This is a genomic window from Amycolatopsis sp. NPDC089917 (assembly GCF_040684635.1).
Taxonomy (GTDB): domain Bacteria; phylum Actinomycetota; class Actinomycetes; order Mycobacteriales; family Pseudonocardiaceae; genus Amycolatopsis.
In genome coordinates this window covers 20,166-43,953 of the sequence record NZ_JBFBGL010000015.1, presented here as the reverse complement: position 1 = coordinate 43,953, position 23,788 = coordinate 20,166, and the positions used below count along the sequence as shown (strand labels likewise).

Annotated in this window: 26 protein-coding genes and 1 pseudogene; 20 read left to right on the top strand and 7 right to left on the bottom strand. The window is 66.6% G+C overall.

The genetic code is table 11. The features are described from left to right. Positions 1-176: 176 nt before the first annotated feature. From pstC to AB0N89_RS13640, 4 genes are read left to right on the top strand one after another with little or no spacing between them, the layout of a single operon-like run. Positions 177-1,166 carry a phosphate ABC transporter permease subunit PstC gene (gene pstC, locus AB0N89_RS13655; protein WP_364204220.1) on the top strand — a complete coding sequence of 330 codons (990 nt, stop codon included), beginning with the start codon at positions 177-179 and terminating at the stop codon, positions 1,164-1,166. Next, positions 1,163-2,299 carry a phosphate ABC transporter permease PstA gene (gene pstA / locus AB0N89_RS13650; protein WP_364204218.1) on the top strand — a complete coding sequence of 379 codons (1,137 nt, stop codon included), beginning with the start codon at positions 1,163-1,165 and terminating at the stop codon, positions 2,297-2,299. The genes pstC and pstA overlap by 4 nt, the downstream gene beginning before the upstream one ends. A gap of 50 nt (positions 2,300-2,349) precedes the next feature. Further along, positions 2,350-3,141 (top strand): phosphate ABC transporter ATP-binding protein, encoded by a 792-nt coding sequence (locus tag AB0N89_RS13645; protein WP_364204377.1) that lies wholly within the window; start codon positions 2,350-2,352, stop codon positions 3,139-3,141. Further along, positions 3,138-4,679 (top strand): substrate-binding domain-containing protein, encoded by a 1,542-nt coding sequence (locus AB0N89_RS13640; protein WP_364204216.1) that lies wholly within the window; start codon positions 3,138-3,140, stop codon positions 4,677-4,679. Before AB0N89_RS13645 ends, AB0N89_RS13640 begins: the two co-directional genes overlap by 4 nt. Positions 4,680-4,916: 237 nt before the next feature. Here AB0N89_RS13640 and AB0N89_RS13635 read toward each other — a convergent pair whose 3' ends face one another. After that, the gene (locus AB0N89_RS13635; protein ID WP_364204215.1) at positions 4,917-6,170 is read right to left on the bottom strand and encodes a DUF222 domain-containing protein; all 1,254 of its coding nucleotides are present in this window, start codon (positions 6,168-6,170) and stop codon (positions 4,917-4,919) included. Positions 6,171-6,335: 165 nt separating this feature from the next. Between AB0N89_RS13635 and AB0N89_RS13630 the strand changes: the two genes are divergently transcribed. Then, entirely contained in the window at positions 6,336-6,929 is a 594-nt protein-coding gene (locus AB0N89_RS13630; RefSeq protein ID WP_364204213.1) for a hypothetical protein, read from the top strand. Between the two features lie 26 nt (positions 6,930-6,955). Here AB0N89_RS13630 and AB0N89_RS13625 read toward each other — a convergent pair whose 3' ends face one another. Further along, positions 6,956-7,867, bottom strand: coding sequence for an NADP-dependent oxidoreductase (locus AB0N89_RS13625; RefSeq protein ID WP_364204211.1), 912 nt, complete (start codon positions 7,865-7,867; stop codon positions 6,956-6,958). 100 nt (positions 7,868-7,967) lie between these two features. Between AB0N89_RS13625 and AB0N89_RS13620 the strand changes: the two genes are divergently transcribed. Next, positions 7,968-8,429: a GNAT family N-acetyltransferase gene (locus AB0N89_RS13620; RefSeq protein WP_364204210.1), complete on the top strand. Its 462-nt coding sequence runs from the start codon at positions 7,968-7,970 to the stop codon at positions 8,427-8,429. On the opposite strand, the gene AB0N89_RS13615 is transcribed toward AB0N89_RS13620, so the two are convergent. After that, complete coding sequence (locus AB0N89_RS13615; protein ID WP_364204208.1) at positions 8,407-9,360, bottom strand: YafY family protein; 954 nt, start codon at positions 9,358-9,360, stop codon at positions 8,407-8,409. The two genes, AB0N89_RS13620 and AB0N89_RS13615, sit on opposite strands and share 23 nt — an antisense overlap. Positions 9,361-9,423: 63 nt before the next feature. Between AB0N89_RS13615 and AB0N89_RS13610 the strand changes: the two genes are divergently transcribed. The 3 genes from AB0N89_RS13610 to AB0N89_RS13600 all read left to right on the top strand — a co-directional run bounded on the left by AB0N89_RS13610 (position 9,424) and on the right by AB0N89_RS13600 (position 12,007). Further along, a complete protein-coding gene (locus tag AB0N89_RS13610; protein ID WP_364204206.1) occupies positions 9,424-10,554 on the top strand; it encodes an epoxide hydrolase family protein in 1,131 nt (376 codons plus the stop codon). Beyond that, a complete protein-coding gene (locus AB0N89_RS13605; protein WP_364204204.1) occupies positions 10,554-11,633 on the top strand; it encodes a winged helix DNA-binding domain-containing protein in 1,080 nt (359 codons plus the stop codon). The genes AB0N89_RS13610 and AB0N89_RS13605 overlap by 1 nt, the downstream gene beginning before the upstream one ends. 77 nt (positions 11,634-11,710) lie before the next feature. Beyond that, positions 11,711-12,007, top strand: a complete 297-nt coding sequence (locus AB0N89_RS13600; protein ID WP_364204202.1) for a hypothetical protein — start codon at positions 11,711-11,713, stop codon at positions 12,005-12,007. Between the two features lie 17 nt (positions 12,008-12,024). On the opposite strand, the gene AB0N89_RS13595 is transcribed toward AB0N89_RS13600, so the two are convergent. Beyond that, on the bottom strand, positions 12,025-12,795 hold the full coding sequence (locus AB0N89_RS13595) for an FHA domain-containing protein (RefSeq protein ID WP_364204200.1): 771 nt from the start codon (positions 12,793-12,795) through the stop codon (positions 12,025-12,027). Between the two features lie 114 nt (positions 12,796-12,909). On the opposite strand from AB0N89_RS13595, the gene AB0N89_RS13590 reads away from it, so the two are divergent. Next, positions 12,910-13,281 carry a PH domain-containing protein gene (locus AB0N89_RS13590; RefSeq protein WP_026467493.1) on the top strand — a complete coding sequence of 124 codons (372 nt, stop codon included), beginning with the start codon at positions 12,910-12,912 and terminating at the stop codon, positions 13,279-13,281. A 683-nt stretch (positions 13,282-13,964) separates the two neighbouring features. Here the strand turns inward: AB0N89_RS13590 and AB0N89_RS13585 are convergent. Continuing rightward, complete coding sequence (locus tag AB0N89_RS13585) at positions 13,965-14,147, bottom strand: hypothetical protein (protein WP_364204198.1); 183 nt, start codon at positions 14,145-14,147, stop codon at positions 13,965-13,967. An 80-nt stretch (positions 14,148-14,227) separates the two neighbouring features. On the opposite strand from AB0N89_RS13585, the gene AB0N89_RS13580 reads away from it, so the two are divergent. Next, positions 14,228-15,472 carry a hypothetical protein gene (locus AB0N89_RS13580; protein ID WP_364204196.1) on the top strand — a complete coding sequence of 415 codons (1,245 nt, stop codon included), beginning with the start codon at positions 14,228-14,230 and terminating at the stop codon, positions 15,470-15,472. Here the strand turns inward: AB0N89_RS13580 and AB0N89_RS13575 are convergent. Together AB0N89_RS13575 and AB0N89_RS13570 are read right to left on the bottom strand one after the other, a co-directional pair. Continuing rightward, on the bottom strand, positions 15,469-15,939 hold the full coding sequence (locus tag AB0N89_RS13575) for an NUDIX domain-containing protein (protein ID WP_364204194.1): 471 nt from the start codon (positions 15,937-15,939) through the stop codon (positions 15,469-15,471). The two genes, AB0N89_RS13580 and AB0N89_RS13575, sit on opposite strands and share 4 nt — an antisense overlap. Positions 15,940-15,949: 10 nt before the next feature. Then, positions 15,950-16,693: a DUF5919 domain-containing protein gene (locus AB0N89_RS13570; protein ID WP_364204192.1), complete on the bottom strand. Its 744-nt coding sequence runs from the start codon at positions 16,691-16,693 to the stop codon at positions 15,950-15,952. Positions 16,694-16,935: 242 nt separating this feature from the next. On the opposite strand from AB0N89_RS13570, the gene AB0N89_RS13565 reads away from it, so the two are divergent. The 9 genes and pseudogenes from AB0N89_RS13565 to AB0N89_RS13525 all read left to right on the top strand — a co-directional run bounded on the left by AB0N89_RS13565 (position 16,936) and on the right by AB0N89_RS13525 (position 23,740). After that, on the top strand, positions 16,936-17,181 hold the full coding sequence (locus tag AB0N89_RS13565) for a hypothetical protein (protein ID WP_364204190.1): 246 nt from the start codon (positions 16,936-16,938) through the stop codon (positions 17,179-17,181). 4 nt (positions 17,182-17,185) lie between these two features. Continuing rightward, positions 17,186-17,647, top strand: a complete 462-nt coding sequence (locus AB0N89_RS13560; RefSeq protein WP_364204189.1) for a hypothetical protein — start codon at positions 17,186-17,188, stop codon at positions 17,645-17,647. A 285-nt stretch (positions 17,648-17,932) separates the two neighbouring features. Beyond that, positions 17,933-18,181: a hypothetical protein gene (locus AB0N89_RS13555; protein ID WP_364204187.1), complete on the top strand. Its 249-nt coding sequence runs from the start codon at positions 17,933-17,935 to the stop codon at positions 18,179-18,181. Further along, positions 18,159-18,413 (top strand): AMED_5909 family protein, encoded by a 255-nt coding sequence (locus tag AB0N89_RS13550; protein ID WP_364204186.1) that lies wholly within the window; start codon positions 18,159-18,161, stop codon positions 18,411-18,413. Before AB0N89_RS13555 ends, AB0N89_RS13550 begins: the two co-directional genes overlap by 23 nt. 309 nt (positions 18,414-18,722) lie before the next feature. Continuing rightward, a pseudogene (locus AB0N89_RS13545) lies at positions 18,723-20,295 on the top strand (FtsK/SpoIIIE domain-containing protein). Next, positions 20,292-20,678 carry a hypothetical protein gene (locus tag AB0N89_RS13540; protein WP_364204184.1) on the top strand — a complete coding sequence of 129 codons (387 nt, stop codon included), beginning with the start codon at positions 20,292-20,294 and terminating at the stop codon, positions 20,676-20,678. The pseudogene AB0N89_RS13545 and the gene AB0N89_RS13540 overlap by 4 nt, the downstream one beginning before the upstream one ends. Then, positions 20,678-22,297: a replication initiator gene (locus AB0N89_RS13535; RefSeq protein WP_364204182.1), complete on the top strand. Its 1,620-nt coding sequence runs from the start codon at positions 20,678-20,680 to the stop codon at positions 22,295-22,297. The genes AB0N89_RS13540 and AB0N89_RS13535 overlap by 1 nt, the downstream gene beginning before the upstream one ends. A gap of 10 nt (positions 22,298-22,307) precedes the next feature. After that, the gene (locus AB0N89_RS13530; RefSeq protein WP_360960624.1) at positions 22,308-22,487 is read left to right on the top strand and encodes a helix-turn-helix domain-containing protein; all 180 of its coding nucleotides are present in this window, start codon (positions 22,308-22,310) and stop codon (positions 22,485-22,487) included. Then, a complete protein-coding gene (locus tag AB0N89_RS13525) occupies positions 22,487-23,740 on the top strand; it encodes a site-specific integrase (RefSeq protein WP_364204180.1) in 1,254 nt (417 codons plus the stop codon). The genes AB0N89_RS13530 and AB0N89_RS13525 overlap by 1 nt, the downstream gene beginning before the upstream one ends. Positions 23,741-23,788 lie beyond the last annotated feature (48 nt).

The following is a 23,788-nucleotide window of genomic DNA, read 5'->3' as shown; positions in this document are numbered from 1 at the left end:
ACCCGTTCGGGGTCAACGGGCCAGGACCGTATGCGCGCACTGATTCATACACGCCCCGTCGGGCGTTCCCCGTGTGGACACCTTCACCGGCCACGGGCACCACATACTGGCCGCATCGAGGGGCGACGTCGCGTGCCCTGAACTCCTTTACCCGCCAACACGAAGGAAGGCCGCTCGTGACCATCGCGCCACCCCAGCCCGATCCGTCCCCACCGGGAGCCCCGGTGCGGCGGGCGATCACCGAAGTCCTGTCGCGGGCCGACCGCGCGTTCCGCCGGGTCACCACCGGCGCCGGGCTGACCATGCTGGCGATCCTCGTGGTCATCGGCTTCTTCCTCGTCTACCGGTCCGGTCCCGCCTTCGACGCGAGCGGTTTCGGGTTCTTCACCACCATCCGGTTCGACCCCGCCTCGGGTGTGCTCGGTGTCCTCGGCCTGCTCTACGGGACGATCGTGGTCGCGCTGATCGCGGTCCTGATCGCGGTCCCGCTGAGCATCCTGGCCGCGCTGTTCATCACCGAGTACTCCAGCGGCAGGATCCGCGGGTTCCTGACCGGGCTGGTCGACCTGCTCGCCGCGATCCCGAGCCTGCTCTACGGCCTGTGGGGATTCGCCTTCCTCGGCCCGCAGATCGTGCCGATCTCCTTGTGGCTGACCGAAAACCTCGGCTGGTTCCCGCCGTTCTCGGCCAAGGAGAACGCGCTGTACATCCAGTCGATGTTCATCGCGGGCCTGGTGGTCTCGCTGATGGTCCTCCCGATCACGACCTCGGTGATCCGCGAGGTGTTCGCGCAGACGCCACCCGGGGAGAAGGAAGCGGCGCTCGCGCTGGGCAGCACGCGCTGGGGCATGGTCAAAACCGTCATGCTGCCGTTCGGACGGGGCGGGATCATCGGCGGTTCGATGCTCGGGCTCGGCCGCGCGCTCGGTGAGACGATCGCCGTTTCCCTGCTGCTGCCCCAGGTTCCGGAGATCACGAAGCACGTCCTCCAGTTCGGCGGCGCGACGATCTCCGGGTTCATCGCCAACAACTCCGGCGCGTCCGGGCTCGCGCTGTCCGGTCTGATGGCGGCGGGCCTGGTGCTGTTCGTCTTCACCCTGGCGACGAACTTCACCGCGTCGGTGATCATCTCCAAGAGCCGTTCGGGCGCGGGGGTGGACGCGTGACCACGACCTTGACTCCCCCTGTCGCGCCCGCCCCCCGCAAGCTCGTCAAACGGCGTCCGTCCGAGAGCACCAGGCAGGATCGGCTCGCGGCGCTCGGCTGCGCGGTGTCGGCCACGCTGCTCACCTGGTTCGTCATGCACCTGCTGCTGGACTCCCCCGGCTGGCTGGCCGACCTGATCGTCGCGTACCTGCTCTACCTGACGATGCTGTACCTGGTCACCCGCGACAGGCTGGGCAGGCTCGCGGCGTCGGACCGGCTCGTGTCCACCATCGTCGTCACCGGCGCGCTGGTCCTGCTCGCCCCGTTGCTGTCGCTGCTGATCTACATCGTCGTCGAAGGCGCGCCGTACCTGCGCTGGGGTTTCGTCACCCACGACATGTCCGCGGTCGCGCCGACCGATCCGGTGACCGCGACCGGTGGTCTGCACGCCGTCGTCGGCACCCTGGAGCAGACCGCGCTGACCCTGGTCCTGGTGGTGCCGCTGGGCGTGCTCACCGCGGTGTTCCTGAACGAGACCAGGTCGAGGTTCCGGCGTCCGGTGCGGATCATGGTCGACGCGATGAGCGGCCTTCCGTCCATTGTGGCCGGTCTGTTCGTGTACGCCGCCCTGATCATCCCCGGCATCCAAGCGGGTGTGGGTTTGTTCAGCTACAACGGCATGATGGCCACGTTCGCGTTGACGATGGTCATGCTCCCGACCGTGACGCGGACGGTGGACGTGGTGCTCCGGCTCGTCCCGGACGGCTTGCGCGAGGCGTCGCTGGCACTCGGCGCGAGCCGCGCCCGCACGGTGTGGTCCGTCGTGCTGCCGACCGCGCGCACCGGGGTGACGACCGCCGTGATCCTCGGGATCGCGCGGGTGGCGGGCGAGACCGCGCCGCTGCTGTTCACGTCGTTCGGCGCGCTCGGGATGAACGCCAACCCGTTCTCCGATCCGCAGGAGAGCATCCCGCTGTTCATCTACCGCTTCATCAAGCAGCCGCTGGAGAACGTCCAGCAGCGCGGCTACGTCGGCGCGCTCGTGCTGATCCTGCTCATCTTCAGCCTGTTCGCGATCGCCCGCGTGGTGGGCCGCGACCGGTCGAAGCGCAAGGCGAAGAGAACCACCGTCAAGACACAGGAGAACCGGTGACCGACACTGAAGTGTCCTACGTGGACAGTCCGGCGCGCCCGCTGGTCGAGCTGACCGGTGGCCCGCCGCCCGGCGCCGCGGACCTCGAATCGCGGGAGATCGGTGCCTGGTTCGGTGACCGCCTGGTGCTCGAAGGGGTTTCGCTGCGGATGCCCGCCAAGGAGGTGACCGCGCTCATCGGCCCCTCCGGCTGCGGCAAGTCGACCTTCCTGCGCATCCTCAACCGCATGCACGAGCTGGTGCCGTCGGCTTCGCTGACCGGCGAGGTCCTGCTGGACGGCAAGGACATCTACGCCGACGGGACGCGTCCGCAACAGGTCCGGCTGCGCATCGGCATGGTGTTCCAGAAGCCGAACCCGTTCCCGGCGATGTCCATCCGCGACAACGTCCTGGCCGGGCTGAAGCTGGCAGGCGTCAAATGCGGCGACAAGGACGCGCTCGTCGAACAGAGCCTGGAGCGGGCCGGGCTGTGGCGCGAGGTCCGGGACCGGTTGAGCTCGCCCGGCGGCGCGCTGTCCGGCGGGCAGCAGCAGCGGCTCTGCATCGCGCGGTCGCTGGCCGTGCAGCCGAACGTGCTGTTGATGGACGAGCCCTGTTCCGCGCTCGACCCGACGTCGACCCGCCGGATCGAGCAGACCATCGCCGAGATCGGCCACGAGGTGACGATCGTGATCGTCACGCACAACATGCAGCAGGCCCAACGTGTTTCGGACCACTGCGCGTTCTTCCTCGCGGCTGAGAACGAACCCGGCCGGGTGATCGAGCACGGCCCGACGGACACGATCTTCAACGCGCCGTCGGACGAGCGGACCTTCGATTACGTGAACGGGCGATTCGGATGATCCGCAAGCTGGCCGCGCTGGGCGGGTTCCCGGTGCTGCTGTCGCTGGTCATCACCCCCGGCGCGGAGGCACTCACCAGGGTCACCGGCTCCGGGTCCAGCTACGTCGGCCCGGCGATGAACGACTGGCAGAACGGCGCGACGTCCCGCGGTATCCCGGTGAACTACTCGGCCACCAACTCGCCCGCGGGGGTGAACCAGTACGGCGACCGGACGGTGGACTTCGGCGGGACCGAGGCCGAGGTGTCGTCACTCATCGCGGCCGGCGGCGGTGGCATCTCCGCGCAGACCCGCGGCTACCAGTACGTCCCGGACGTCGCCGGCGCCGTCGCCGTGATGTACAACGTGAAGGACCAGGGCGGGAAGCGCGTCGACTACCTGCATCTCACCCGCGAGGTGATCGGCCGCGTCTTCAGCCGGGACATCACCCGCTGGAGCGATCCGGCCATCACCGCGACCAACGGCGGCAAGGCCCTGCCGGATCAGCCCATCACCCTGGTCGGCCGGACCGGGCAATCGGGCACGACGGCGTTGTTCTACGACTTCATCGCGCACGCCGCGCCCGATGCGTACAACCGGTTCGTCTCCCGTAACGTCGGCAACGGGATGGGGAACCTGCCTTCGGGCGTCCGCCCCATCCAGCTCCCCGGGCAGGGCCCGGACGCCGAGTGGTACCGGCTGCTCGCGGACTCGGACCAGATCGCGAAGTCCGTGGCCTCGGACAGCATCCCGTTCTCCATCGCCTACGACGAGTTCGCCTACGCCCAGCTGTACAAGGTCCCGACGGCGTGGGTGCAGAACGGCGCGGGCCAGTACACGCAGCCCTACGCGGAGAACATCGCGGCCGCGCTGAAGCACGCGGAACTGCGGCCGGACCTGAGCCAGAAACTGGACCGGGTCTACACGAACACCGACGCGAAGTCGTACCCGATCTCGGCGTACTCGTACGTCATGATGCCGTGCACCAGCGGTCGTGACACCTGCCGCGGCGGCTACGGCGACCAGGGCAAGACCGACACGATCACCGCGTTCCTGGAGCACGTCGCCTGCGACGGCCAGGTCAACATGGCACGGATCGGCTACTCGCCGCTGCCGCCGAACCTGTCGCAGGAGATCATGAACTCCAACGCGCGGCTCACCGGGCAACCGGCGAAACAGCTGAACGCGGGCAACTGCGCCAACCCGACCTTCCACGGCAGCCTCGGCGCCGGCGCGGCCAGCCCGCCCGACCCGCTGGTGACCGGCGGGATCATCAACCCGGACGGGAAACCCAAGGCCGGTCCGGGGGCCGCGGGTCCCAGCGCTTCCGCCGGACCCAGCGCGGGTCCGGCCGGCGGCGACAAGACCGCGACCGCGACGGCGGTCCCCGACGAGGAATCCGCCGGTGGTGGCTCGAAGAACTGGCGCGAGGCTTCGCCGGCGGCGTACGACGAAGGCGGCTTCGGTGGATTCGGAGGCTGGGCGGCACTGGTGCTCTTCGTGGCGATCGTGGCGCCTTTGTTGGTGCGCGGGGTGATCCGGAAGCTGCGGGGTTCCTAGGACCCTGCACCGGTGGCAGCGTCCCTCGCCTCTTCAAGCGCGGCCGGCGCCACCTCCCAGCCTCGTGAGTGGCGAGGCCTCTCCTCCGACAGCCGAGCGGGGAAGAATCCGGACGTTCAGCGGCCGAAATCCTCCCCCGTCACAAACCGCCACCTTGCCGCAGCGCTGTCCGCAGGATGGGCATGGCGAGGGGCCCGTCGCCGGTGTGGCCGGCGGGCGCCTCGGATCATGCGTTGGTCAGGCGCGGTGGAGGGTGATGCGCCGGGATCTTCGTAGCGGGTCCAAATACTGGGGCGGAATGAACTCCGGTAGCCCGTCGGCGGCCATTCGGACTTGCCAGTCTCCGTGGTGGATCAGGCTGTGATGGAAGCCGCAGAGCAACACCAGGTTCCGAAGATCGGTAGGGCCGCCGTCTGCCCAGTGATGAATGTGGTGGGCGTGACAGTTCTTGGGTCTTCGATGACAGCCCGGGAACGCGCAGCCCCGGTCCCGGATGTTCAGCGCCCGTCTCTGGCCCGGCGTGACGAACCGTCTCAGCCGTCCCACATCCAGTGGCTCACCGGCCGCGTTGAGGACGACGGGGAGCATCAGGCAGTCGCAGGCAGCCATCCGCGCCTCGCGGGCGGTCATCTCCCCGACGAAGTCCAGGCAGGCTTTCCCGATCCCGGTCTTCAACTCTTCGAGACCGATGGTGACGTGCACCAACGTCCGGTATCCGCTGGTGCCGGGCTGATCCGGGCACGCGATCGCCAGGTCGAGGAGTTCGGCCCACGCGTCACCCAGGCGTTCGCACTTCATGCGCGGATCCGCCTGACCGAACTCGTCCACCGGCCGAGGCTTCGCATACGCCTCCAACGCGGCCGCCGTCCGGGCGCCGAGTTCGTCGTCCAGCAGGCCGTTCAGTTTCCAGAACCCGTCCTTGCGGCGCTCCAGGGTGATTTCGCGGCGCGGCTGCTTCGGCTCCGGTTCCTTCGGTTCGTTGCCGTCGGGGTCGAGCCAGGCAAGCAGGTTCAGCTCGGCCTCCACCAACTGCCGAGGCCCCGCGCCCCGAGCCAGGTCACCGAGGATCTTCTCCGCACACTCCCGATCCTCCGCCGACGTATCCGCCGGGATCCTCCCCAAGATCTCCAGCACCTGATCGATCCGCTCGTCCCCGATCACACCCTCGGCGGCGGCCGCGCCCGTAGTGGGCGCGAACGCCGGGACTTCGGTGCCATCCAAGGCACGGGTCGGGTTCACAGCGATCGCCCGCTTCACCACCGACTGCGCCTCACCACGAGAAAGCCCAGCCATATCAGCGAACCAGGCCGCCGTCGACCCATACCCATACAAGTCTTTCGCGCCGCGAGACTCCACCTCCGCCAGGAATTGCCCCAGCCCCGCGGAGGCCACCCGCATCACCTGCAAGAACTGCAGCACGCCATGCGCAAGCTCCAGCTTGCCGGCACGCCACAACTCCTGCGGGAGTTCAGGGAGGAAGGTCTCGGACACCCCTCAACAATACGCCGATATTTCGAACATGTGTTCGTAATTTTAGGTCACCACTAACCCGCACATCGCCCACTGATGAGTGTTATCGGTTCAGAGGCGACGTAACACCGCGTACGGATCAGACGAGTTCTACCCGCAAGTCCCACCACCAAGCGGGAGAGCGCCATGTACATCCCATCCGAACCGTCCGCCTACCCGGCAAAGCCCAAACGCTGGCCTTGGATTCTCGGCGCCGTCATCGCCGTGGCCACTCTCTCGACAACCTTGGCCCTCGTCCTGCTCGGCAACGAACGCGCCGAGCCCGCAGGCGCGTCGCAGCCGACCGCGTCACCCTGCAAGAGCAAGGATCTGAAACCGCCCTGCCAAGGCGTCAACGGCTGGGTTCTGGCGGACGGCTCCTACGAAAGCACCACGCAAGCGACCTCGCCCGCCTACGTCGCGCCGACGACGACCAGCCTGCCGCCGCTCACCTCCGGCGATTTCACCCTGGAGCCGAAGACACATTCCAAACAATGTTTCGGTTCCGCCGGATGCGTCTGGGTCGTCGAACCCGCCGTGACCTACAAAGGCACCCCGGAAGCCATGCTGAGCCACGGAATGTGCTCGATGACCTACGAAATCACCGGGGACAAGTCCGGTACGGTCACCGAAACACTCACTTTCATCGGAACCAGCGTGACAATGCACCGTTCCGTCCTCTCGACGCCGTCCTCGAAGACCAAGGTGACCGTCAAGATCGTCAGCGTGTCCTGCCCCTGACCGGAGCAGGACACGCCACCGTCCCCCTACGGGAAGATCAGCACGACCTTCCCCCGCCCATGCCCGGTCTCGATCTCCCGATGCGCCTCCGCGGCTTCGCCGAACGGATACGTCCGCCGTACCAGGAAACGCAGCTCTCCCTTGGCGTACAACGACGCCAGCATCCCCAGCCGCTCGGCCGACCGCGTTCCGGTGACCACTCGCGCCCCCGACTCCTGCGCCCGCGCGTGGTCGACGAGCGTGAGCACCCGGTCCGGATCCCCGACCAGCTCCAGTGAGAGGTCGAAGGCGATCCCGCCGGCCCCGTCCAGCGCCGCGTCGACGCCGGACGGCGCGAGGGCACGCACCCGGTCGGCGAGGCCGTCGCCGTAGACCACCGCCTCGGCGCCGAGGGAACGGACGTAGTCCTGGTTCGCCTCGCTCGCCGTCCCGATCACCCGCGCGCCGCGCAGCGCGGCGAGCTGGACGGCGGCCGTGCCCACGGCGCCCGCCGCCCCGTGGACCAGCAGCGTTTCACCGCGGGCGACCCGCAGCGCGTCCAGCGCCAGGTACGCCGTCTGCGTCCCGGCCGTGAAGCCGCCCGCGACCTCCCAGGGCATCTCCGGCGGCTTCGGCGTGACGTTCTCCGCGGGCACCACGATGTACTCGGCGTACGCCTGGACCGCGGTGAAGCCGAGCACCTCGGCCCCGGCGACGAGGCCGGTAACCCCGGAACCGACCTCGTCGACGACCCCGGCGAACTCGTTGCCCGGGACACGCGGCCAACGCAGTTCGAGGCCCGCGGGTTCCCATCCCGCGCGCACGGCCGCGTCGTAGGGCTGCACTCCCGCCGCCTTCACCCGCACCCGGATCTCCCCCGCCCCGGCGTGCGGCTCCTCCAGCTCCAGGACCCGGAGCACCTCCGGACCACCGGCTTCCGTGAACGCGGCCGCTTTCATCTCGTTCCTCCAGTTCGTTCCCCAGCTGTCGGAACCCAGCCTGATACCTCCAGTTAACTGGAAGTCAAGAAGTGTCGGTGTGACGTTCTAAGCTGCCGACGTGACGAGCTACCGCATCTCCAGGGCAAGCGCCTCCGACGCCGACAGAGTGACAGCGCTGGTGCAAGAATCGGCCGCCTATCAAGGGGAGTACGCGTCGATTCTCGAGGATTACCGGGTCACCGAGGACTATCTCGCCACCCATCCCGCGTTCGTCGCGCACGCGCAGCGGGACGTGGTCGGTTTCTACAGCCTGATCGAGTACCCGGCCGAGCTGGACCTGTTGTTCGTCGCCGATGCGGCCCAGGGCACGGGCATCGGCGCGTGGCTGGTCGAGCACATGCTCGGGCAGGCCGCGGGCCTCGGCATGACAGAGATCCGCGTCGTCTCCCACCCACCCGCCGCCGGGTTCTACGAGCGGATGGGCGCGCGCCGCGTCGGCGTCGTGCCGCCGACGCCACCGAAGATCACCTGGGAACGCCCTGAGCTGGTGTTCGACGTCAAGCGCCCACCGCACGGCTGAACCGGCCGATCAGTTTGCGCAGGTGCCCGGCGAACTCCGGCGAGTCGACGACGTCGAAGTCGGTGTCGAGCAGGCCGAGGTAGAGCGCCAGGTACTCCAGCGTGTCCGCACCGGCTTTGAGCAGGCAGGTCCGCTCGTCGACGGCTTCGACGACGACGGCGGGCGGGACCTTCGCCGCGGCCTCGGCCGCCGGGGCGTGCAGCCGGATCGTCGCGTGGTGCCGCCACAACGCCGCGCCCACACCGCGTTGGAGATAGGCGACGACACCGCCTTCGGGTGGTTCGCGCTGCTCGAAGCGCCGCCCGTGGGGTGTCCGCGGCCGCACCCGATCCGCGCGGAACGTGCGCCAGTCCTGCTTGTCGACGTCCCAGCCGACGAGGTACCACCGGCGGCTCATGTGCACGACGCGATGCGGCTCGACCTGCCTCCGCGTTTCGGATCCGTTGTGCCCCCGGTAATCGAACCGCAAGGTCGCCCGATCGCGGCAGGCGCCGGCGATGACCGAAAGCACCTCGGCGTCGACGGTGGGGCCGCCACCCTGCACGGCGAGCGTCGCGGAATTCAGCGCCTCGACGCGATGCCGCAGCCGTGACGGCAGCACCTGCTCCAGCTTCGCCAGCGCGCGCACCGAGGTCTCCTCGATTCCCGCGATCGTGCCGCCCGCGGCCGTCCGCAGGCCCATCGCCACCGCGACGGCTTCCTCGTCGTCGAGCAGCAGCGGCGGCATGGCGGCGCCGGCGCCCAGGCTGTACCCGCCGGACACGCCGGGCGTGGCGTCGACCGGGTAACCCAGCCCGCGAAGCCGCTCGACATCGTTCCGGATGGTCCTGGTGGTGACGTCGAGCCTCTCCGCCAGTTCCGGGCCCGTCCAGGTGCGTCTGGCCTGCATGAGCGACAGGAGTCGCAGCAATCTCGCCGAAGTTTCCGCCATGGATTCCACCTTGCCTGTAATTGCGGAACGAACCTTTCCGCAATGGCTTCTACCTTAGCTCCCATGAACGAAATCGAGCCCTTCCGCATCGCCGTCGACCAGGCCGAACTCGACGACCTCAAGGACCGCCTGAACCGGACCCGCTGGCCGCGCGAGGTCACCGTCGACTGGAGCCGCGGCGCCCCGGTCGCGTACCTCAAGGGGCTGGCCGAGTACTGGGCCGACGGCTTCGACTGGCGCGCCCAGGAGGCGGAGCTGAACGCTTTTCCGCAGTTCACCACCGAGATCGACGGCCAGACCATCCACTTCCTGCACGTCCGCTCCACCCGGCCGGACGCGCTGCCGCTGATCCTCACGCACGGCTGGCCGAGCTCGCCGTTCGAGTTCCGGCAGATCGTCGGCGAGCTCACCGGCGAGTTCCACCTGGTCATCCCGTCGCTGCCCGGGTACGGCTTCTCGACGCCGGTAAGCGAACCCGGCTGGGGCAATCTGTTCCGCGTCGCCCAGGCGTGGACGACGCTGATGGACCGCCTCGGCTACGAGCGTTTCGGCGTCCACGGCACCGACGCGGGCGCCGGCGTCGCGGGCATCCTGTCGATGATCGCCGCGCACCGGGTCGCCGGCATGCACCTCACCGGCACGAGCGCCGGTATGCCGTTCGGGCCCGCCGTCGAACTGGACGGTCTCTCCGGGAAGGACCGCGAACGCGGCGAGCGCTTCAACCGGTTCCAGTCCGACGGCCTCGGCTACCTGCACCTTCAGGCGACCCGGCCGCAGACGCTGGCCTATTCGCTCAACGACTCCCCGACCGGCCAGCTCGCGTGGATGGTGGAGAAGTTCGCCGAATGGACCGACCCGGCCAACGAAACGCCGGACGAGGCCGTCGATCGCGATCACCTGCTGACCGCGGTCAGCCTGTTCTGGTTCACCGGCGCGGGCGCGTCCTCGGCACATGCCACGTACGAGGGCATGGAGGCTTACCGGCAGCTGTCCCAGGGCGGCTGGGACGGCGCGGCACCCGCCGGACCGCCGAGCGGCGTCGCCGTCTTCGCCGCGGACACCGCGATCCGGAGTCTTCTGGACGCCCCGGTGGAGCACTGGTCCGAATACGACACCGGTGGCCATTTCCCGGCGATGGAGGTACCCGAGTTGCTCGCCGAAGACCTTCGTACCTTCTTCCGCGGGCGCCTCTGATGGCGTGCCTGAGCGCGCGGGCGCTCAACCGCGCGACCCTGGCCCGCCAGTTCCTGTTGGAGCGCGCCGATCTTCCCGCCGTCACCGCGATCGAGCGGCTGGCCGGTCTCCAGGCGCAGGCACCGGACTCGTCCTACGTCGGACTGTGGTCGCGGTTGCGGGACTTCCAGGTGGACGACCTGGCGAAGCCGCTGGCCGCCCGCGAGGTCGTCCGGTCCACGCTGATGCGCGGCACGGTGCACCTGGTGACGGCCGAGGACGGTCTCGCGCTGTGGCCGACGATGAAGACGGTGGTGGAACGCGGTTTCCTGGGCCACTACTCACGGGAGGTCGCCGGTCTCGATCTCGCGGCGATCGCGGAAGCGGGGCGGGATCTGCTGGCGGAAGGACACCGCACCCGCGCCGAGATCCGGACCGCGCTGGCGGACCGGTGGCCCGATGCCGACCCGGCGACCCTCGCCTACGCGGTCAACAGCCTGCTCCCCCTCGCGCACGTGACGCCGCGCGGCCTGTGGGGCCAGTCGGGACCGGTCGCGTTCTCCCTGCTCGACGAATGGGCAGGCAAGCCGGTCACGGACGGGATCTCCCTCGACGACCTGGTGTCGCGCTATCTCGCGGCGTTCGGCCCGGCGACCGTCCGCGACGCCCAGGTCTGGTCGGGGCTCACCAAGCTCAAGGAGGTCTTCGAACGACTTCGACCACGGCTGTGCACGTTCACCGACACCGACGGGAAGGAACTGTTCGACCTCCCCGACGCGCCGCGACCCGATCCGGAAACCCCTGCGCCTCCCCGGTTCCTGCCCGAGTACGACAACATCCTGCTCTCCCACGCCGATCGCGCGCGCGTGATCCCGGACGGCCGTCGCGTGCCGTTGCCGCCCGGGAACGGGGGCCGAAAGGGCACTCTGCTCATCGACGGTGAATTCCTGGCCATTTGGGCGATCGAAGGGGCGACTTTGACGATCGAATCGCGGGAACCCCTGCGGGAACAGGATTCGATCACCGAAGAGGGGCTTCGGCTCATGGAATTCGTAATGCCGGGACAACAGCACGACATCCGTTTCGGCATCGGCGAATAACAGTCCGGCCTTTTGCCGTAACGAAGGGCGCCGTTCGGGCGAAGCAAGGCCGCAGGAGCCTGAAGGGAGAGCGGGCCATGAGCAGGAACTACGGATTCTTGACGGTGCTGGCGGGTCTGAGCGCGCTCGCGGTCATCGCGGTGGCGGCGGTCTGGCGGTACCCGAACACCTCGGACGTCACGGCGGTGATCACCGCGGCGGGAACGGTGATCGGCACCGTGGTGGGCGCCTTCTTCGGCGTGAACGCGGCCTCGGCGGGACGCGTGAAAGCCGAAGAGAGCCGGGACCAGGCGACGGCGGCGCTGGTCAAAGTGGCCACCAAGGCGGACGAGGACAGCGAGGTCGCGAAGGCGGCGATGGAAGGCGTGCGCTGATCGTCCTTTGTGGATGATCAGGTGAGCGCGTCGAGGAGGCCGAGGTCGGGCGGGACGAGCGTGGTGGAGAGCACCAGCTCTCGCACCAGGTTGTCGTTCAACGCGTTTCCGACCGGCTCGCCGACCTCTTCGCGCCGCAACCCGTAAACGCCGCCGGCGGACAACCGCGCCCGGACGTCGCTGACGACGTGCTCGACGCGGCGGCTGGTCCACGTCTCGCCGGGGCGGAGCTCGCCGAGCACCTCGGCCGTCTGCTGGCGGGACAGCGGCTGCGGGTTGAGGTCGTGCAGCAGGTAGCGCTGGCCGAAGACGACCAAGACCAGGCGTTCCTCCGCGCTGAGGCGCCAGCGGCGGGGCGGCACGGTGACGTCGTCGTGCCGGGTGGCGGGCTGCCCGCCGTCGGGACCGGCGACGTACAACTCGAGCAGGTGCTCTCTCCTGCCCGAACCGCGGACGAACACCGGCGTGTAACCGTCCGACAGGGGGATCGGCTCCTCGCCGCGGGACAGCCAGCGGGAGTTCGGCATGCGGATCGGCAACTGGCCGGTGTTGCTGACCCACCACTGCCCGCCGGTGAAGTTCAGCAGCCCGTGCCGCCGGCTGACCTGGACGTCGTTCTCGCCCACACAGACGTCGACCTGCGGCCTGTTGCGCCCGAAGGAGATCTCGCCACCCTCGCCGGGATCGACGGATACACCGCCCGCGAGCGTGAGGGCGAAGACCGCGCCGGGGACCGACCGGGGCACACCGAGCGCCAGGCTCTCATGCGCCGTCGTGAGCCGCTTCATCGAGCCTCCTCCTGTCCACGGCAGTATGCGGCACGCCACCGGGGAGGGGTCCCGGACGTCGTCACTCTCCGTGTACTTCGGCCTGGCTTCGCTTTCGTCCGTACCTTGGAGAACATGATTGACTTCTCCAAGGACACCGTCTTCAAGCTCACGCCCTGCAAGCCGAAGGACATCGCCCCCACGGTGCAGCCGATCATCATCCCGGGGGAAGAGATCATCTCGTCGTTCAAGGCGGTGCGCGATTTCGTGGTGTTCACGAACAAGCGGCTGATCGCGGTGAACGTCCAGGGCATGACCGGCAAGAAGAAGGACTTCACGTCACTGCCCTACAACCGGATCCAGGCCTTCTCGATCGAAACCGCGGGCACCTTCGACCTGGACGCCGAACTGGACCTGTGGTTCAGCGGTCTGGGCAACGTGCGACTGGAGTTCCGCGGCTCCGACATCCGGGCGATCGGCCAACTGATCGCTACCCACACGCTCTGAGTCCCGCAGTTAGTCGACTACTTGCGCGCTTCGGGGCGCTGGTGGGCGTTGGTTGGGTTGGTCGTGAGTGGTGAGGACGTTCAGAGCGGACGCATCTACCTACCTACGCCTGACCTGCGCGAGGGTGGCGGTTCTGCGGCTGCCGGGCTCGACAATGTAGGAATTGGGACGTTGAATGTCTCGGAACTTCCGTTGATCAAGGTCGTGCCGGTGGCGGACGAGGTGACGGGGGAAGATTCCGGACGCTCAACGTCCGCAATCTTCCCCCGTCGACCGCCAGCCGCACCAGTGGGTAGGCAAATACGAGAACGGCTAGAACCGTCCTCACCACTCGCGAGACCTACATGTTGATCTTTTGATGCCTGGGCTCCGCTGACCTCGACATGATCACTGCTTTTGGCCGCTGACCTGCGCGGATAGGGCTGGACACTTCTCGCGTGTTCTCGCCCCTGCCCGACGTCTGACGGCCTGGAGACGGCCTGGCACTCGCCCACTCCTCCCCCATCTCCCCGATACGAAGCCATCCACGCGGCCGTCGCGTCGGGTCAAGGCATGCTTTCCCGCCTTGACGCGGCGTGACGGCCGTTGTGACGATCTGGCATCGGGGCGGTGGCTCCGCGTAACAGCCGTTGGTCCGTTCGCGACCTCTGATCACGATCGTCTGCGTGAGGAGGCCGACGTGCTCATTGGCGTACCTGCGCGCCGCTGGCGGCGGCAACACCTGTCCACGGCTTCAGCGGGCGCACCGCCCGGCCGGTGGGCGGAGCGGAGCGGCAGCCCGCCGTGTCGGGCCAGGTGCGCCCGCAGGCGAGACGCGGACGCAAGGTGACCAGCGCGCCGCCGACGGCGGCGCGCCTTGATCCCATAGAGCCAAGTTCGGCAGTCAAGCAAAGCTCGACATTCTCATTCAACTGATATCAGCGTTAGACAGACACGGTGCAATTACATGGAAAACGAGCATTCGCCCGAACCTAAGATTATATTGGTGACAATGGATCGCCTAGAAGGCGTCGTAAAGTTTATAAGGTCCGACAGGAAAGAAGCTACGTTACCACTAGAATTCGACAATCCAGAAGCAGGAAGCAGGATAGCGAGCATCACTTACTCGCCCGCAATTTTTGCCGTCTTAATAAAGACAGTCTTTGACGATGAGATTCTCGCAGAACTTCCCACACCCGACCTCTTAGATCATGCAAATGGGCGACCCGTTGTATATCTTGATCAGAAAGATTGGAGCAATATATCCAAGAGTATTTATTCACCTGAACGCGTGCCCGGAAACGAGCTCGAAGCCGCGCGAGAACTAATCGAAATGGCCGAGGCAGGGAAGATAATACTTCCAATGTCCGCGGCTCACATGTCAGAAACTTGCAAGTGGACGAGCGATACAGCAAGGTACCAACATGGCCTCACGCTGGCGCGGCTAAGCCGCGGTTGGCAGATGCGCGACCCCTTGGAGGTGCGCAGATTCGAACTTCAAATGGCGTTTCGTTCAAGGTTCACAAACGCAGAAGAGCAGCCCTTGAATGTCTTTACACTCGAACCAGGAGCGATTCACTCTAAGCGCACCGAGGACGATCCAGGTAAGGATGACGCACCAGATACAGGTGAGCCCCTACCTGAACCATACCGCTTCATGGCGGACGCACTAACAGCCGTTAGCGCAAACTTCGACACCCTTCTCGACACTGAAGCAGTTCCAATGAACGGGGTTGATGAGTGGGTATCCCGCTTACAAAGTTTTACGGATTGGCTTGCCAGCGAGCCGAGTGGCCCGGAGTTACGACGACAACGAATAGACTTGTTTTTTATTTCAGACACACGAAAAGAGGTTGCAGAGGAAGCATTCAAGTCAGGAATTACCATCGAGAACTTTCACGAGTGGCTCATGACACATCGACAAGTAGATGTGAAAAACATGCCAAGCCTAAGTCTTTTCAACGAAGTGCTTTACGAAAAGTTCTCCAACCCTAAAACAAACTGGTCAAACAACGATCTTACAGACCTAATGTATCTCACATGCGCAGCCGGATACGCAGATTTTACCGTCGCCGAACGCTCTCTGGTCAGTCAGCTACAAAGTTCAGCACGGAGACTCAATCGCAAGTTGAAGGTCTACAGGCGCCTATGCGACCTATTGCCAGACTTGAGGATGGCCGTCAACGATTCAGAAGATGAGGCCTCGGCCTAAGAGTAGAAGACATTCTCTCCAGCTCCTAGCGCGTGTTCCAGCCTCAGTCGAATAGATGGGTGTACATGCAGACCTGCGATAGAGCCAACTGCCACCCAAAGAACCTCCTTACTTTCATCACTCGTACGTAGATCTCCAGCAGTGTGGATTGCCCGAAAGCAGATCGAGAACTCCTGGCGCACCTCGCCATCGTCGTACGCGATGACGTGGTTGGGGTTCGAGTACAGACCGATGACACCAGTCACCTCGCACTCAATGCCGGTCTCCTCGCGAACCTCCCGCACGGCGGCCTGAGCCAAGGTCTCGCCAAGTTCAAGCTGTCCGCCAGGGATCGCGTACAGGTCGTTGTCGGTGCGCCGGATCATGAGAATCCGGCCTTCGTCGTCCTGGATGAACGCGGACACCGCGACCGCGATGCTATTCGCCTTGGGGGCGTTCGGGTCGTTGTAGTAGTCGACGCGTGCCATGGATGGCCTCCTAGAAGGTGGCGGACTTGGCGAGGTTCCAGACGGCTTCGAAGCTCTCCGAGTAGGTCTCGAAGAGGTCCCCGGCGGATAGCCGGCGGAGGTGCAGGGAGGGGGCGTGTGCTCCCTGGAAGCCGTAGACGTGCGTGTTGATGATCATTTCGTCGTCGAAGCGGAAGATCGAGTTGTAGAGCGTGGTGTTGTGGAAGCGAATTTCCACCCCGTCTACCCCGATCAGCGGCCGGTAGGACGCCAGCGCGTTGCGGATGCGCGCCGCAAGCGTCCCGTCGCCTAGCTGCTCCTCGTCGCCGCGCAGAGCGACGCTCTCCCCTTCGGGATCTCCGAAAATCAGCCGAATCTTGGTCCCGGCCTGGGCTTTTGCTGTCAGGTCCTTGATAAACCGCGGGCGCTCCACCAGGAACAGCGCGGCGTGGACCAGGACCTCGACCGTGTCCGACGCTTCCTTGATCAGCCGGTCCCACAGTTCGACGGGGATGGCGTTGCGGTGCGGGAACACGCGCACGACCTCGGCGGCGGCTGTCTCGGCCTTGCGCTCCGGGGCGACAGAGTCTGGCCAGAGGTAGGTCTCGGACTCGCGCGCCATCGCGGCGATCTTGTGGCGGTGCTTCGGGTACGGCGTCCGCCCCTTGGTGATCCACCGTTCCACGGTCTTCTGATCGACCCCGGTGGCGTCGGCGACTTGTTCCAGCGTGAGGCCGTTGCGCAGCAGGGCGTCCCGCAGGCGTTCGTTTGGCATCCGCCCTCCTAGGGACTTTTAGGGACGTCTTCGACCGTACCAGGGACGTCCCTAGATGTCCCGCCAGATGGTGATCACGTCCCGCGTTTTGGCGGAGATTAGGTGCCAGGTTGCCGGGGACTCGCCCCAGCACCTCGACACCAAGAGGGAGGCAGGCATGACGACTCCAACCGCCGGTCGGGCAGCGTCCGCGCACGGCTCGGGAACGTGGACAGCTCGCCGGTTCGCGATCTGAGCGCCCGATGCGCGACACGGTCCAGATCCACGTCACGGCAGACCTGCCGATCCGCGTCCGCGCGCTCACCTACGCCAACCGGGCGGAGATCCGTTTCGGCAAGGCGTTCCCCGTGGTCCTGCTCGTCGATTCCGACGCGATAGCGGTGCTGGGGAGAGAACTCGCAGAGGTACAGGCCGCATTGAACGCGGCTGCCGCAAGGGGCAAAGACGGCGACGAAGTGCCGACAGACACAGACGAACAAGGGAACTAACGACATGGCTATCTACAAAGGACACCGCTTCAGCATCGACTTCGACGAAGCGTTCGCGCAGGGCCTCGTGATGGTCGGCGAAGTCTCGCCGGACAACGAGTACCAATCGCGGGAAGACCGTGCTGCGGGTCGCCCGGCGCGTCAGCGGGTCGACGAAGTGACGGGCAAGCGTCAGTGGAAGGTCACCGTGACCGACCCGGACGAGACGAAGGCCAAGCGCGCGTCGTTCGAGATCACACTGCTGGCCGATGTGCAGCCAGTGCCGACCACGTCGGAAGTGCTGCCGGGTATGCGGCCGATCGAACTGGAGGGGCTGACGGCTGAGCCGAAGGTGGCTGGTCAGGGCGAGTTCAAGTACCAGTCCTACCTGTTCCGTGCGACCGGCTTCAAGGCTGCGGCCGCTGGTGGTGGGTCGAAGTCGGGCCGGGCCTCCGCCGCTGCCGAGTCAACGCCCAAGGCGGCGTGATGGTGGGCGGGGCGCCGGGGGCGGCATCCCCGCACCTGGTCCAAACCTGGGAAGCCGCTTACCGCCACTACAGCGCGATGACGCAGCGGACCGCACAGGGCGGGGATGCCCTGGCGGCACATGACATGGCCGTCGCTTCCTGGGCGGTGGCGTCGGCATGGCGAGAGCTGGCGACTCAGGGCCAGTTGCCGTGGTGGGTGCTGGCTGCGGTGTCGGCGGCTGAGGGGTTCGAGGAGAACGCGCGGTCGTGGGAGATGCGCGCCTACAGCGAGGAAGGGCAGGGCGGTGGCGTTCAACGCGATGTGGAAGCCGGGACGGCAAGCGGTCGCGGGGATGCAGGGCAATGGTTCGGCAAACCCGGCTCTGGTGATCTATCTCGATCCGGACAGCCTGGCGATCCTGCCGCCGTCCGATCCGGCCGAGTGGCCAGAGTTCATCCGGCTCCTTCGCCAAATCCGCGACAGCGCGGACGAACTGGCCGTGTTCCTCGGCAAGCACAAGGCGGTGCCTGATGACGCCACCCGGCCGGAATGAGCCACAAACACTCCAAGAGGCGCACGCGCTCGCGACGGCCCGAAGGCCAAAGCCCGGGTCGAACCTGGAGACCTGGTTGAAGTTCCACCAGGCCAACGCCCGCACATATCAGGCGGCGTCCGATGTGGACCGCTGGCACCACCACGAACTCAAGTACTGGGTCGGCTACGAGGAACGCAAAGCTAAGGAGGTGGCCGCGCAGATCCAGAAGAACAAGTCTCAAGCTAGCTGAGAACTGAACAACCGTAGGGAAACGTGCGTGGGGACGTGCGGCGTACAAACACGTCTCCACGCGCTTCCCGTGTCCCGTAAGGCGCAGAACCGGTAACTGGCCTAGGAAACCTCGCCGGTCCTGCGCTGTCCACAACCACTGGAAGTGAACAATGACAACGCTAAACGATGGCAACAAGCGTGCGCTAGACGGGGTCACCCGAACGCGCTGCAGAGTCTGCAAGCGGTTCGCCAAGCTGCTGCCCGGCGAGACGGAATGCGCTCCCTGCCGGGGAATGTTTCCCCTGGATCTGACCGGCGGTGGTCGCCGATGAACACCAATGGGATCGGTGTCCTCCTCATCGGTGGCGGGGTGCTGGGTGTGGTGGTGTGGCTGCTGCACAAGCTCGGCCGTGCCTTGGCCACGATCGCGGAAGTCCTGGCTGCGGTTGCGGTGGTGTTCATCGCTCTGTGGTCGGCGGTGAAGTTGTTGGTGTGGCTGGGAAAGCAGGTGCTCGCGCGTTGGCGGACCAGTCTCGGGGTGGTCGCTGTGGCGGCCTGGTGGCAGTGGCTCGGCTGGTTCTCGCTGGCTATCACGGCGGGTTCGGTCGCGGTGGTCCTGACGGTGTGGCGGCTGGTCGACGTGGTGTCGTTCGATCGGTGGTGTGGCCGGTTTCTGCGGGCGTGGTGGCTGCGCTGGTTCACCTACGCCCGGAAACTGCCGGGCTGGTTGCACGCCTGCGGTCTGTCCATCTCCGACGGCACCGTGCCCGTGGAAGTGACTGTCAACCTTGTCGGCCGTCGTCGGAAGGCGGTCTCCCGTACTGCGGGTGGCGGTGCTGCGGTGCAGGTCCCGAAGGTGCTGGGTGTGAAGTCGGGTCCGTCGTGGGATGAGGTCCGGGTCCGGCTTGTACCCGGTCAGAAACCGGAGGACTTCGACGACGCTGCCCGCGCCTTGGCCGTGGCTCGCAAGGTCACGCGGTGCCAGGTACGGGAGCTAGAACCCAATGTCGTCTCGCTCGACTTCCAGCGCCGGGACCTCCTCAAAGCTCCTGTGGACTGTGCGGAGCTGCCCGAGCTGGCGGCCGTCGACGGCGTGGATCTGCGACGGATGTTCGCCGGGCGCACTGAGTACGGGCAGGACTGGCGGCTGCCGCTGACCGGTCCGGGCGCTCACATGCTCGTCGCCGGGGCGACAGGCGCAGGGAAGAACTCGGTCATGTGGTCCCCGCTCGTCTCGGCCGCCTCGGCGATCAGGGCCGGGACGGTACGCATCTCGGGGATCGACCCGAAGGGGATGGAACTCGCCTACGGGCGCGGGATCTTCGCCCGCTATGGCGTCGCGGGGAAGGAAGCGATCGCGGTCCTGGACGACCTGCTCGACGGTCTTGAGTCCCGCAAGCGCGAGTTCGCCGGGCGCACCCGTGAGGTGCCGATTTCCACGGAGAACCCGTTGGAGGTTCTGGAGTTCGACGAGATCGGCGCGCTGACCAAGTACACCGACCGCAAGACCCGCGAAGCGATCGTCGAACGGGTGGCGATCCTGACCACACAGGGCCGGGCGCTCGGGTACACGGTGCGCGGATATGTGCAGGAACCGACGAAGGACACCCGTGCGGGAGCTGTTCCCCCGGCGGGTCTGTCTGCGTGTCACCTCGAAGACGCACGTCGGGATGGTCCTCGGCGACGGCGCGTACGAACGGGGCGCGTGGGCGAACCGGATCGACGAGTCGGCTGCGGGCGTCGGCTACATCTGGGGCGAGGGCATCCGCGAACCGCTGCGGGTCCGCGCGGGCTGGGTACCGGACGAGACGGTCAAGGCGCTGGAGACCTACGTGACCAACGGCGGCGCGCATGTCGTCGACCTGGCCACCCGTCGCGGTCCTGAGGGGGTGGCGGCGTGAACCGGCTGATGGTGTTCCTCGACGCGATCCGCGATCACCTCGACTCGTTCGCGCTGCCTCCGGCCGCCTCGGTCCGGGTTGGGGTAGGGCCTGATCCGATCACGGTGCAGCTCGACTCTCGTCGGCTTGAGGACGTCGCGCGTGGCTTGCTCACCTGGGCCAACTCCTTGGAGGACGTGAAGGCATCGCTGTGGCGTCCTGCTGGCAGTGGGTCGGTGCATCTGGAACTGAGCGGCCGGACTCCCTGCGGCATTCCGGTGGTGGTCTACGGCGGCGTCTGGTTCGACGAAGTCACGTTCCCGGATCTGCCTGCGGGGATGCGGCAGGAAATGCCGGTGTTCGTCCTGCGGCAGTGGAACAGCCCTGGGGAGGTGGCCGCCTGATGAGTACCAAGGAATCCGCGGTGACCACGCCGGCCAAAACCCGGGCTGCCCGGATGCGGGAGCCCCTGGCGTCGGACGTGGTGAAAGCGACCGCTGAGAAGCACGGGGTCTGTGTCCGGCCGTTCACGATGGAGGTGGGCGACACCGACACCGGAGAACTCCGGTACGTCCCCGTCCCGTGTGGCTCGACCGTGGAATCGGTGTGCCTGCCGTGTGCCCGGAAAGCGAAGGCGCTGCGACAGGTTCAGTGCCGCGAGGGCTGGCACATGACCGAAGAACCCGACTTCACCACACAGCCACCGAGCGAGACACAGACGGAGCTACTGGCCTTCCGGGCTGACCTCGTCGCCGCCTACCGGCAACAGACGGACCAGACGGAGGCCGACGAGCTGCGGGAGGAGATCCAGGGAGTCGACGACGAACTTCGGCAACTCGGGATGCGCGGCCGTCTCCCGTCGATCGACCTGCCAACGAAGAAGGCGGTGAAGCGGTCGACGAAACGGCGGCAGGACGCTCCGAACCTGCCTCGACGCAAGGTCGCCAAGACCACGCTAGGACGGGAGTACGCGGGACGGTTCCGGCCGTCGATGTTCGTCACGCTCACCTGCGACACCTACGGCCCGGTCCGGTCGGATGGTGCACCGGTCGATCCGTCGACTTATGACTACCGGCGGGCGGCTCGGGACGCGGTGCACTTCTCTGCGCTGGTGGACCGGTGGTGGCAGAACCTCCGGCGGGTCGTGGGCTGGGACGCGCAGTACTTCGCCACCGTTGAACCCCAACGGCGGGCGGCTCCGCACCTGCACGCGGCTGTTCGGGGATCGGTGCCGCACGACGTGATCCGGCAAGTCACCGAAGCCACGTACCACCAGGTCTGGTGGCCTGCGCACGACCAGGTCGTCTACGTCGACCGGATGCCGCTCTGGGACGGCGACCGCAGAGTGTTTGTCGACCCGGACACGCGAGAGCCGCTGACCGACTGGGACGACGCGGTAGAGGCCGTGGAAGCCCCGGCGCACGTGGTCACCTTCGGCCGTCAGGTGCACTCCAAGGGCATTCTTGGCGGCTCGGAGGAGGCTGGGCGGCACATCGGCTATCTGACCAAGTACCTCACCAAGTCGACCGGTGAGGTCGTGGAAGCCGACACCGCGAGGCAGCGCGATCACCACGATCGGTTGCACGCGGAGCTGTCGGTGACGCCCTGCTCGCCTCGCTGCGCGGTGTGGCTGCTGTACGGCATCAATCCCAAGGGCGCCAACGGAAAGACCACCCCAGGACACTGCAAAGGACGGGCTCACCGGCGGACCACGCTCGGCCTGCCCGGTCGGCGGGTGCTGGTGTCGCGCAAGTGGTCGGGGAAGACGCTCGTCGACCACAAAGCGGACCGCAAGGCGTTCGTGATCGAAGCGCTGGCGGCGGTCGGGATCGAGAAACCCGCACCTGATCCGGCTCGGCTGGTCTGGCGCAAGGTCGACTCCGGCGACCCCTCCGTGCCTCCTCGGGATCACCTGGTGATGCACGCCATCTCCGAACGCATCACCTGGAAAGCCGAGTACGACAAAGCACTACTAGCCGCGCAGAGTCCGCCAGATCTTTCGGCAATTCCGCTCGCTGCTTAAGGGGGAAGACATGGACAACATCAATCCACTGTGGTCAGTCGAGGAAGTCTCGGACTATCTCCGAGTGCCGGTGAAGACGCTCTACCAATGGAAATGGCTCGGTGAGGGGCCGCCGGTACGCAAGATCGGCCGTCACCTTCGCTATGACCCGACGAAGGTTCGGGCCTGGGTCGCTGAGGAGGCCGCCTGATGGGACACATCCAAGATCGCTGGTACAAACCCGCGAAGGACGCCAAGGGGAATCTGCGGCTCAACGCCCGTGGGCGGCCGGTTTTGGAGAAGACCGAACTGTTCGGCGTCGGGATGCGGTACAAGGTTCGCTACCTCGACCCGGACGGTAGCGAGCGATCAAAGTCCTTTCCGGACAAGCAAAAGAAGCGCGCCGAAGACTTCCTCATCGAGATGGAGTCAGACAAGCGCGAGGGCAAGTACATCGACCCTCGCGCGGGCCTGGTGCTCTTTGAGGTCGTCGCGCAGAGCTGGCTCGACTCGCAGACGGTCGACTACACCAGCCGGGAGCGCTTCGCGACGCGCGTCAACGTCCACTTGCTTCCGTACTTCGGCAAGAAGGCGGTCGGGTCGATCCGGCCGAGTCACATCCAGACGTGGTTACGGAAGCTCCAGGATGCCGAAGCCTCGGAGACTTCGCGGGCGCTCTACTTCGGGCATCTGGTGTCGATCCTGAACTTCGCGATGGCGGACAAGAAGATCTCGGAGAATCCAGCGCTGTCCAAGGTGATCTCGCGTCCGAGGGCGAGCCGGAATCAGGTCGTGCCCTGGTCTCGCGAACGGGCTCGGGGCGTGCGGGACAACCTTCCGAGGCGGTACAAGCCTGCTGTCGACGTCCCGGCCGGTCTGGGCCTGCGGAAGGGTGAGCTGTTCGGATTCTCGCTCGACGACGTCGACCGCACCAAGGACCTGGCGTACATCACCCGACAGGTGCGCGTGGTCGCCGGGCAACCGGTGTTCGCTCCGCCCAAGGGCGGTAAGTCGCGTGAGGTGCCGATCGGGCGGAAGCTGCTCGGCCTCCTCGACGAGTACGCGGAGGAGTTCCCGGCGACCGAAGTGACGCTCCCCTGGTCGCATCCGGGCGGTGAACCGACCACGGTCCGCCTGCTCATGGTGACCGGATACGGGAAGGTGCTCATAGCTGAGCGGTTCCGGGTGAACTTCTGGCTGCCCGCGCTCAAGGACGCCGGGGTGGAGAAGCCGACCAGGGCGGACGGCGTGCACGCGCTGCGGCACCTCTACGCCTCGGTCCTGCTCGACGCTGGCGAGTCGATCAAGGCGCTGTCTCAGTACCTCGGGCACACCGACCCCGGTTTCACGCTCCGGGTGTACACGCATCTCCTGCCGAGTAGCCACGCCCGGACCCGGAAGGCCGTCGACGATTTCTTCGACGACACGCTTGGCGACCCTGCCTCCGATGACCGAGCCGCGTGACGGCCTGGCCACGGCCTGACACCTGCCCTGACCCGCGAACCCACAGGT

What these genes read in the sequence shown, in the direction of transcription:
- AB0N89_RS13550 (WP_364204186.1), top strand. Translation starts at nt 18,159, where the DNA reads ATGACGCCACCCGGCCGGAATGAGCCACAAACACTCCAAGAGGCGCAC.
- AB0N89_RS13535 (WP_364204182.1), top strand. Translation starts at nt 20,678, where the DNA reads ATGAGTACCAAGGAATCCGCGGTGACCACGCCGGCCAAAACCCGGGCT.
- AB0N89_RS13560 (WP_364204189.1), top strand. Translation starts at nt 17,186, where the DNA reads ATGGCTATCTACAAAGGACACCGCTTCAGCATCGACTTCGACGAAGCG.
- AB0N89_RS13590 (WP_026467493.1), top strand. Translation starts at nt 12,910, where the DNA reads ATGATTGACTTCTCCAAGGACACCGTCTTCAAGCTCACGCCCTGCAAG.
- AB0N89_RS13575 (WP_364204194.1), bottom strand. Translation starts at nt 15,939, where the DNA reads ATGGCACGCGTCGACTACTACAACGACCCGAACGCCCCCAAGGCGAAT.
- AB0N89_RS13580 (WP_364204196.1), top strand. Translation starts at nt 14,228, where the DNA reads ATGGAAAACGAGCATTCGCCCGAACCTAAGATTATATTGGTGACAATG.
- AB0N89_RS13640 (WP_364204216.1), top strand. Translation starts at nt 3,138, where the DNA reads ATGATCCGCAAGCTGGCCGCGCTGGGCGGGTTCCCGGTGCTGCTGTCG.
- AB0N89_RS13525 (WP_364204180.1), top strand. Translation starts at nt 22,487, where the DNA reads ATGGGACACATCCAAGATCGCTGGTACAAACCCGCGAAGGACGCCAAG.
- AB0N89_RS13625 (WP_364204211.1), bottom strand. Translation starts at nt 7,867, where the DNA reads ATGAAAGCGGCCGCGTTCACGGAAGCCGGTGGTCCGGAGGTGCTCCGG.
- AB0N89_RS13630 (WP_364204213.1), top strand. Translation starts at nt 6,336, where the DNA reads ATGTACATCCCATCCGAACCGTCCGCCTACCCGGCAAAGCCCAAACGC.
- AB0N89_RS13530 (WP_360960624.1), top strand. Translation starts at nt 22,308, where the DNA reads ATGGACAACATCAATCCACTGTGGTCAGTCGAGGAAGTCTCGGACTAT.
- AB0N89_RS13595 (WP_364204200.1), bottom strand. Translation starts at nt 12,795, where the DNA reads ATGAAGCGGCTCACGACGGCGCATGAGAGCCTGGCGCTCGGTGTGCCC.
- AB0N89_RS13570 (WP_364204192.1), bottom strand. Translation starts at nt 16,693, where the DNA reads ATGCCAAACGAACGCCTGCGGGACGCCCTGCTGCGCAACGGCCTCACG.
- AB0N89_RS13585 (WP_364204198.1), bottom strand. Translation starts at nt 14,147, where the DNA reads ATGGGATCAAGGCGCGCCGCCGTCGGCGGCGCGCTGGTCACCTTGCGT.
- AB0N89_RS13605 (WP_364204204.1), top strand. Translation starts at nt 10,554, where the DNA reads ATGGCGTGCCTGAGCGCGCGGGCGCTCAACCGCGCGACCCTGGCCCGC.
- AB0N89_RS13615 (WP_364204208.1), bottom strand. Translation starts at nt 9,360, where the DNA reads ATGGCGGAAACTTCGGCGAGATTGCTGCGACTCCTGTCGCTCATGCAG.
- AB0N89_RS13610 (WP_364204206.1), top strand. Translation starts at nt 9,424, where the DNA reads ATGAACGAAATCGAGCCCTTCCGCATCGCCGTCGACCAGGCCGAACTC.
- AB0N89_RS13600 (WP_364204202.1), top strand. Translation starts at nt 11,711, where the DNA reads ATGAGCAGGAACTACGGATTCTTGACGGTGCTGGCGGGTCTGAGCGCG.
- AB0N89_RS13565 (WP_364204190.1), top strand. Translation starts at nt 16,936, where the DNA reads ATGCGCGACACGGTCCAGATCCACGTCACGGCAGACCTGCCGATCCGC.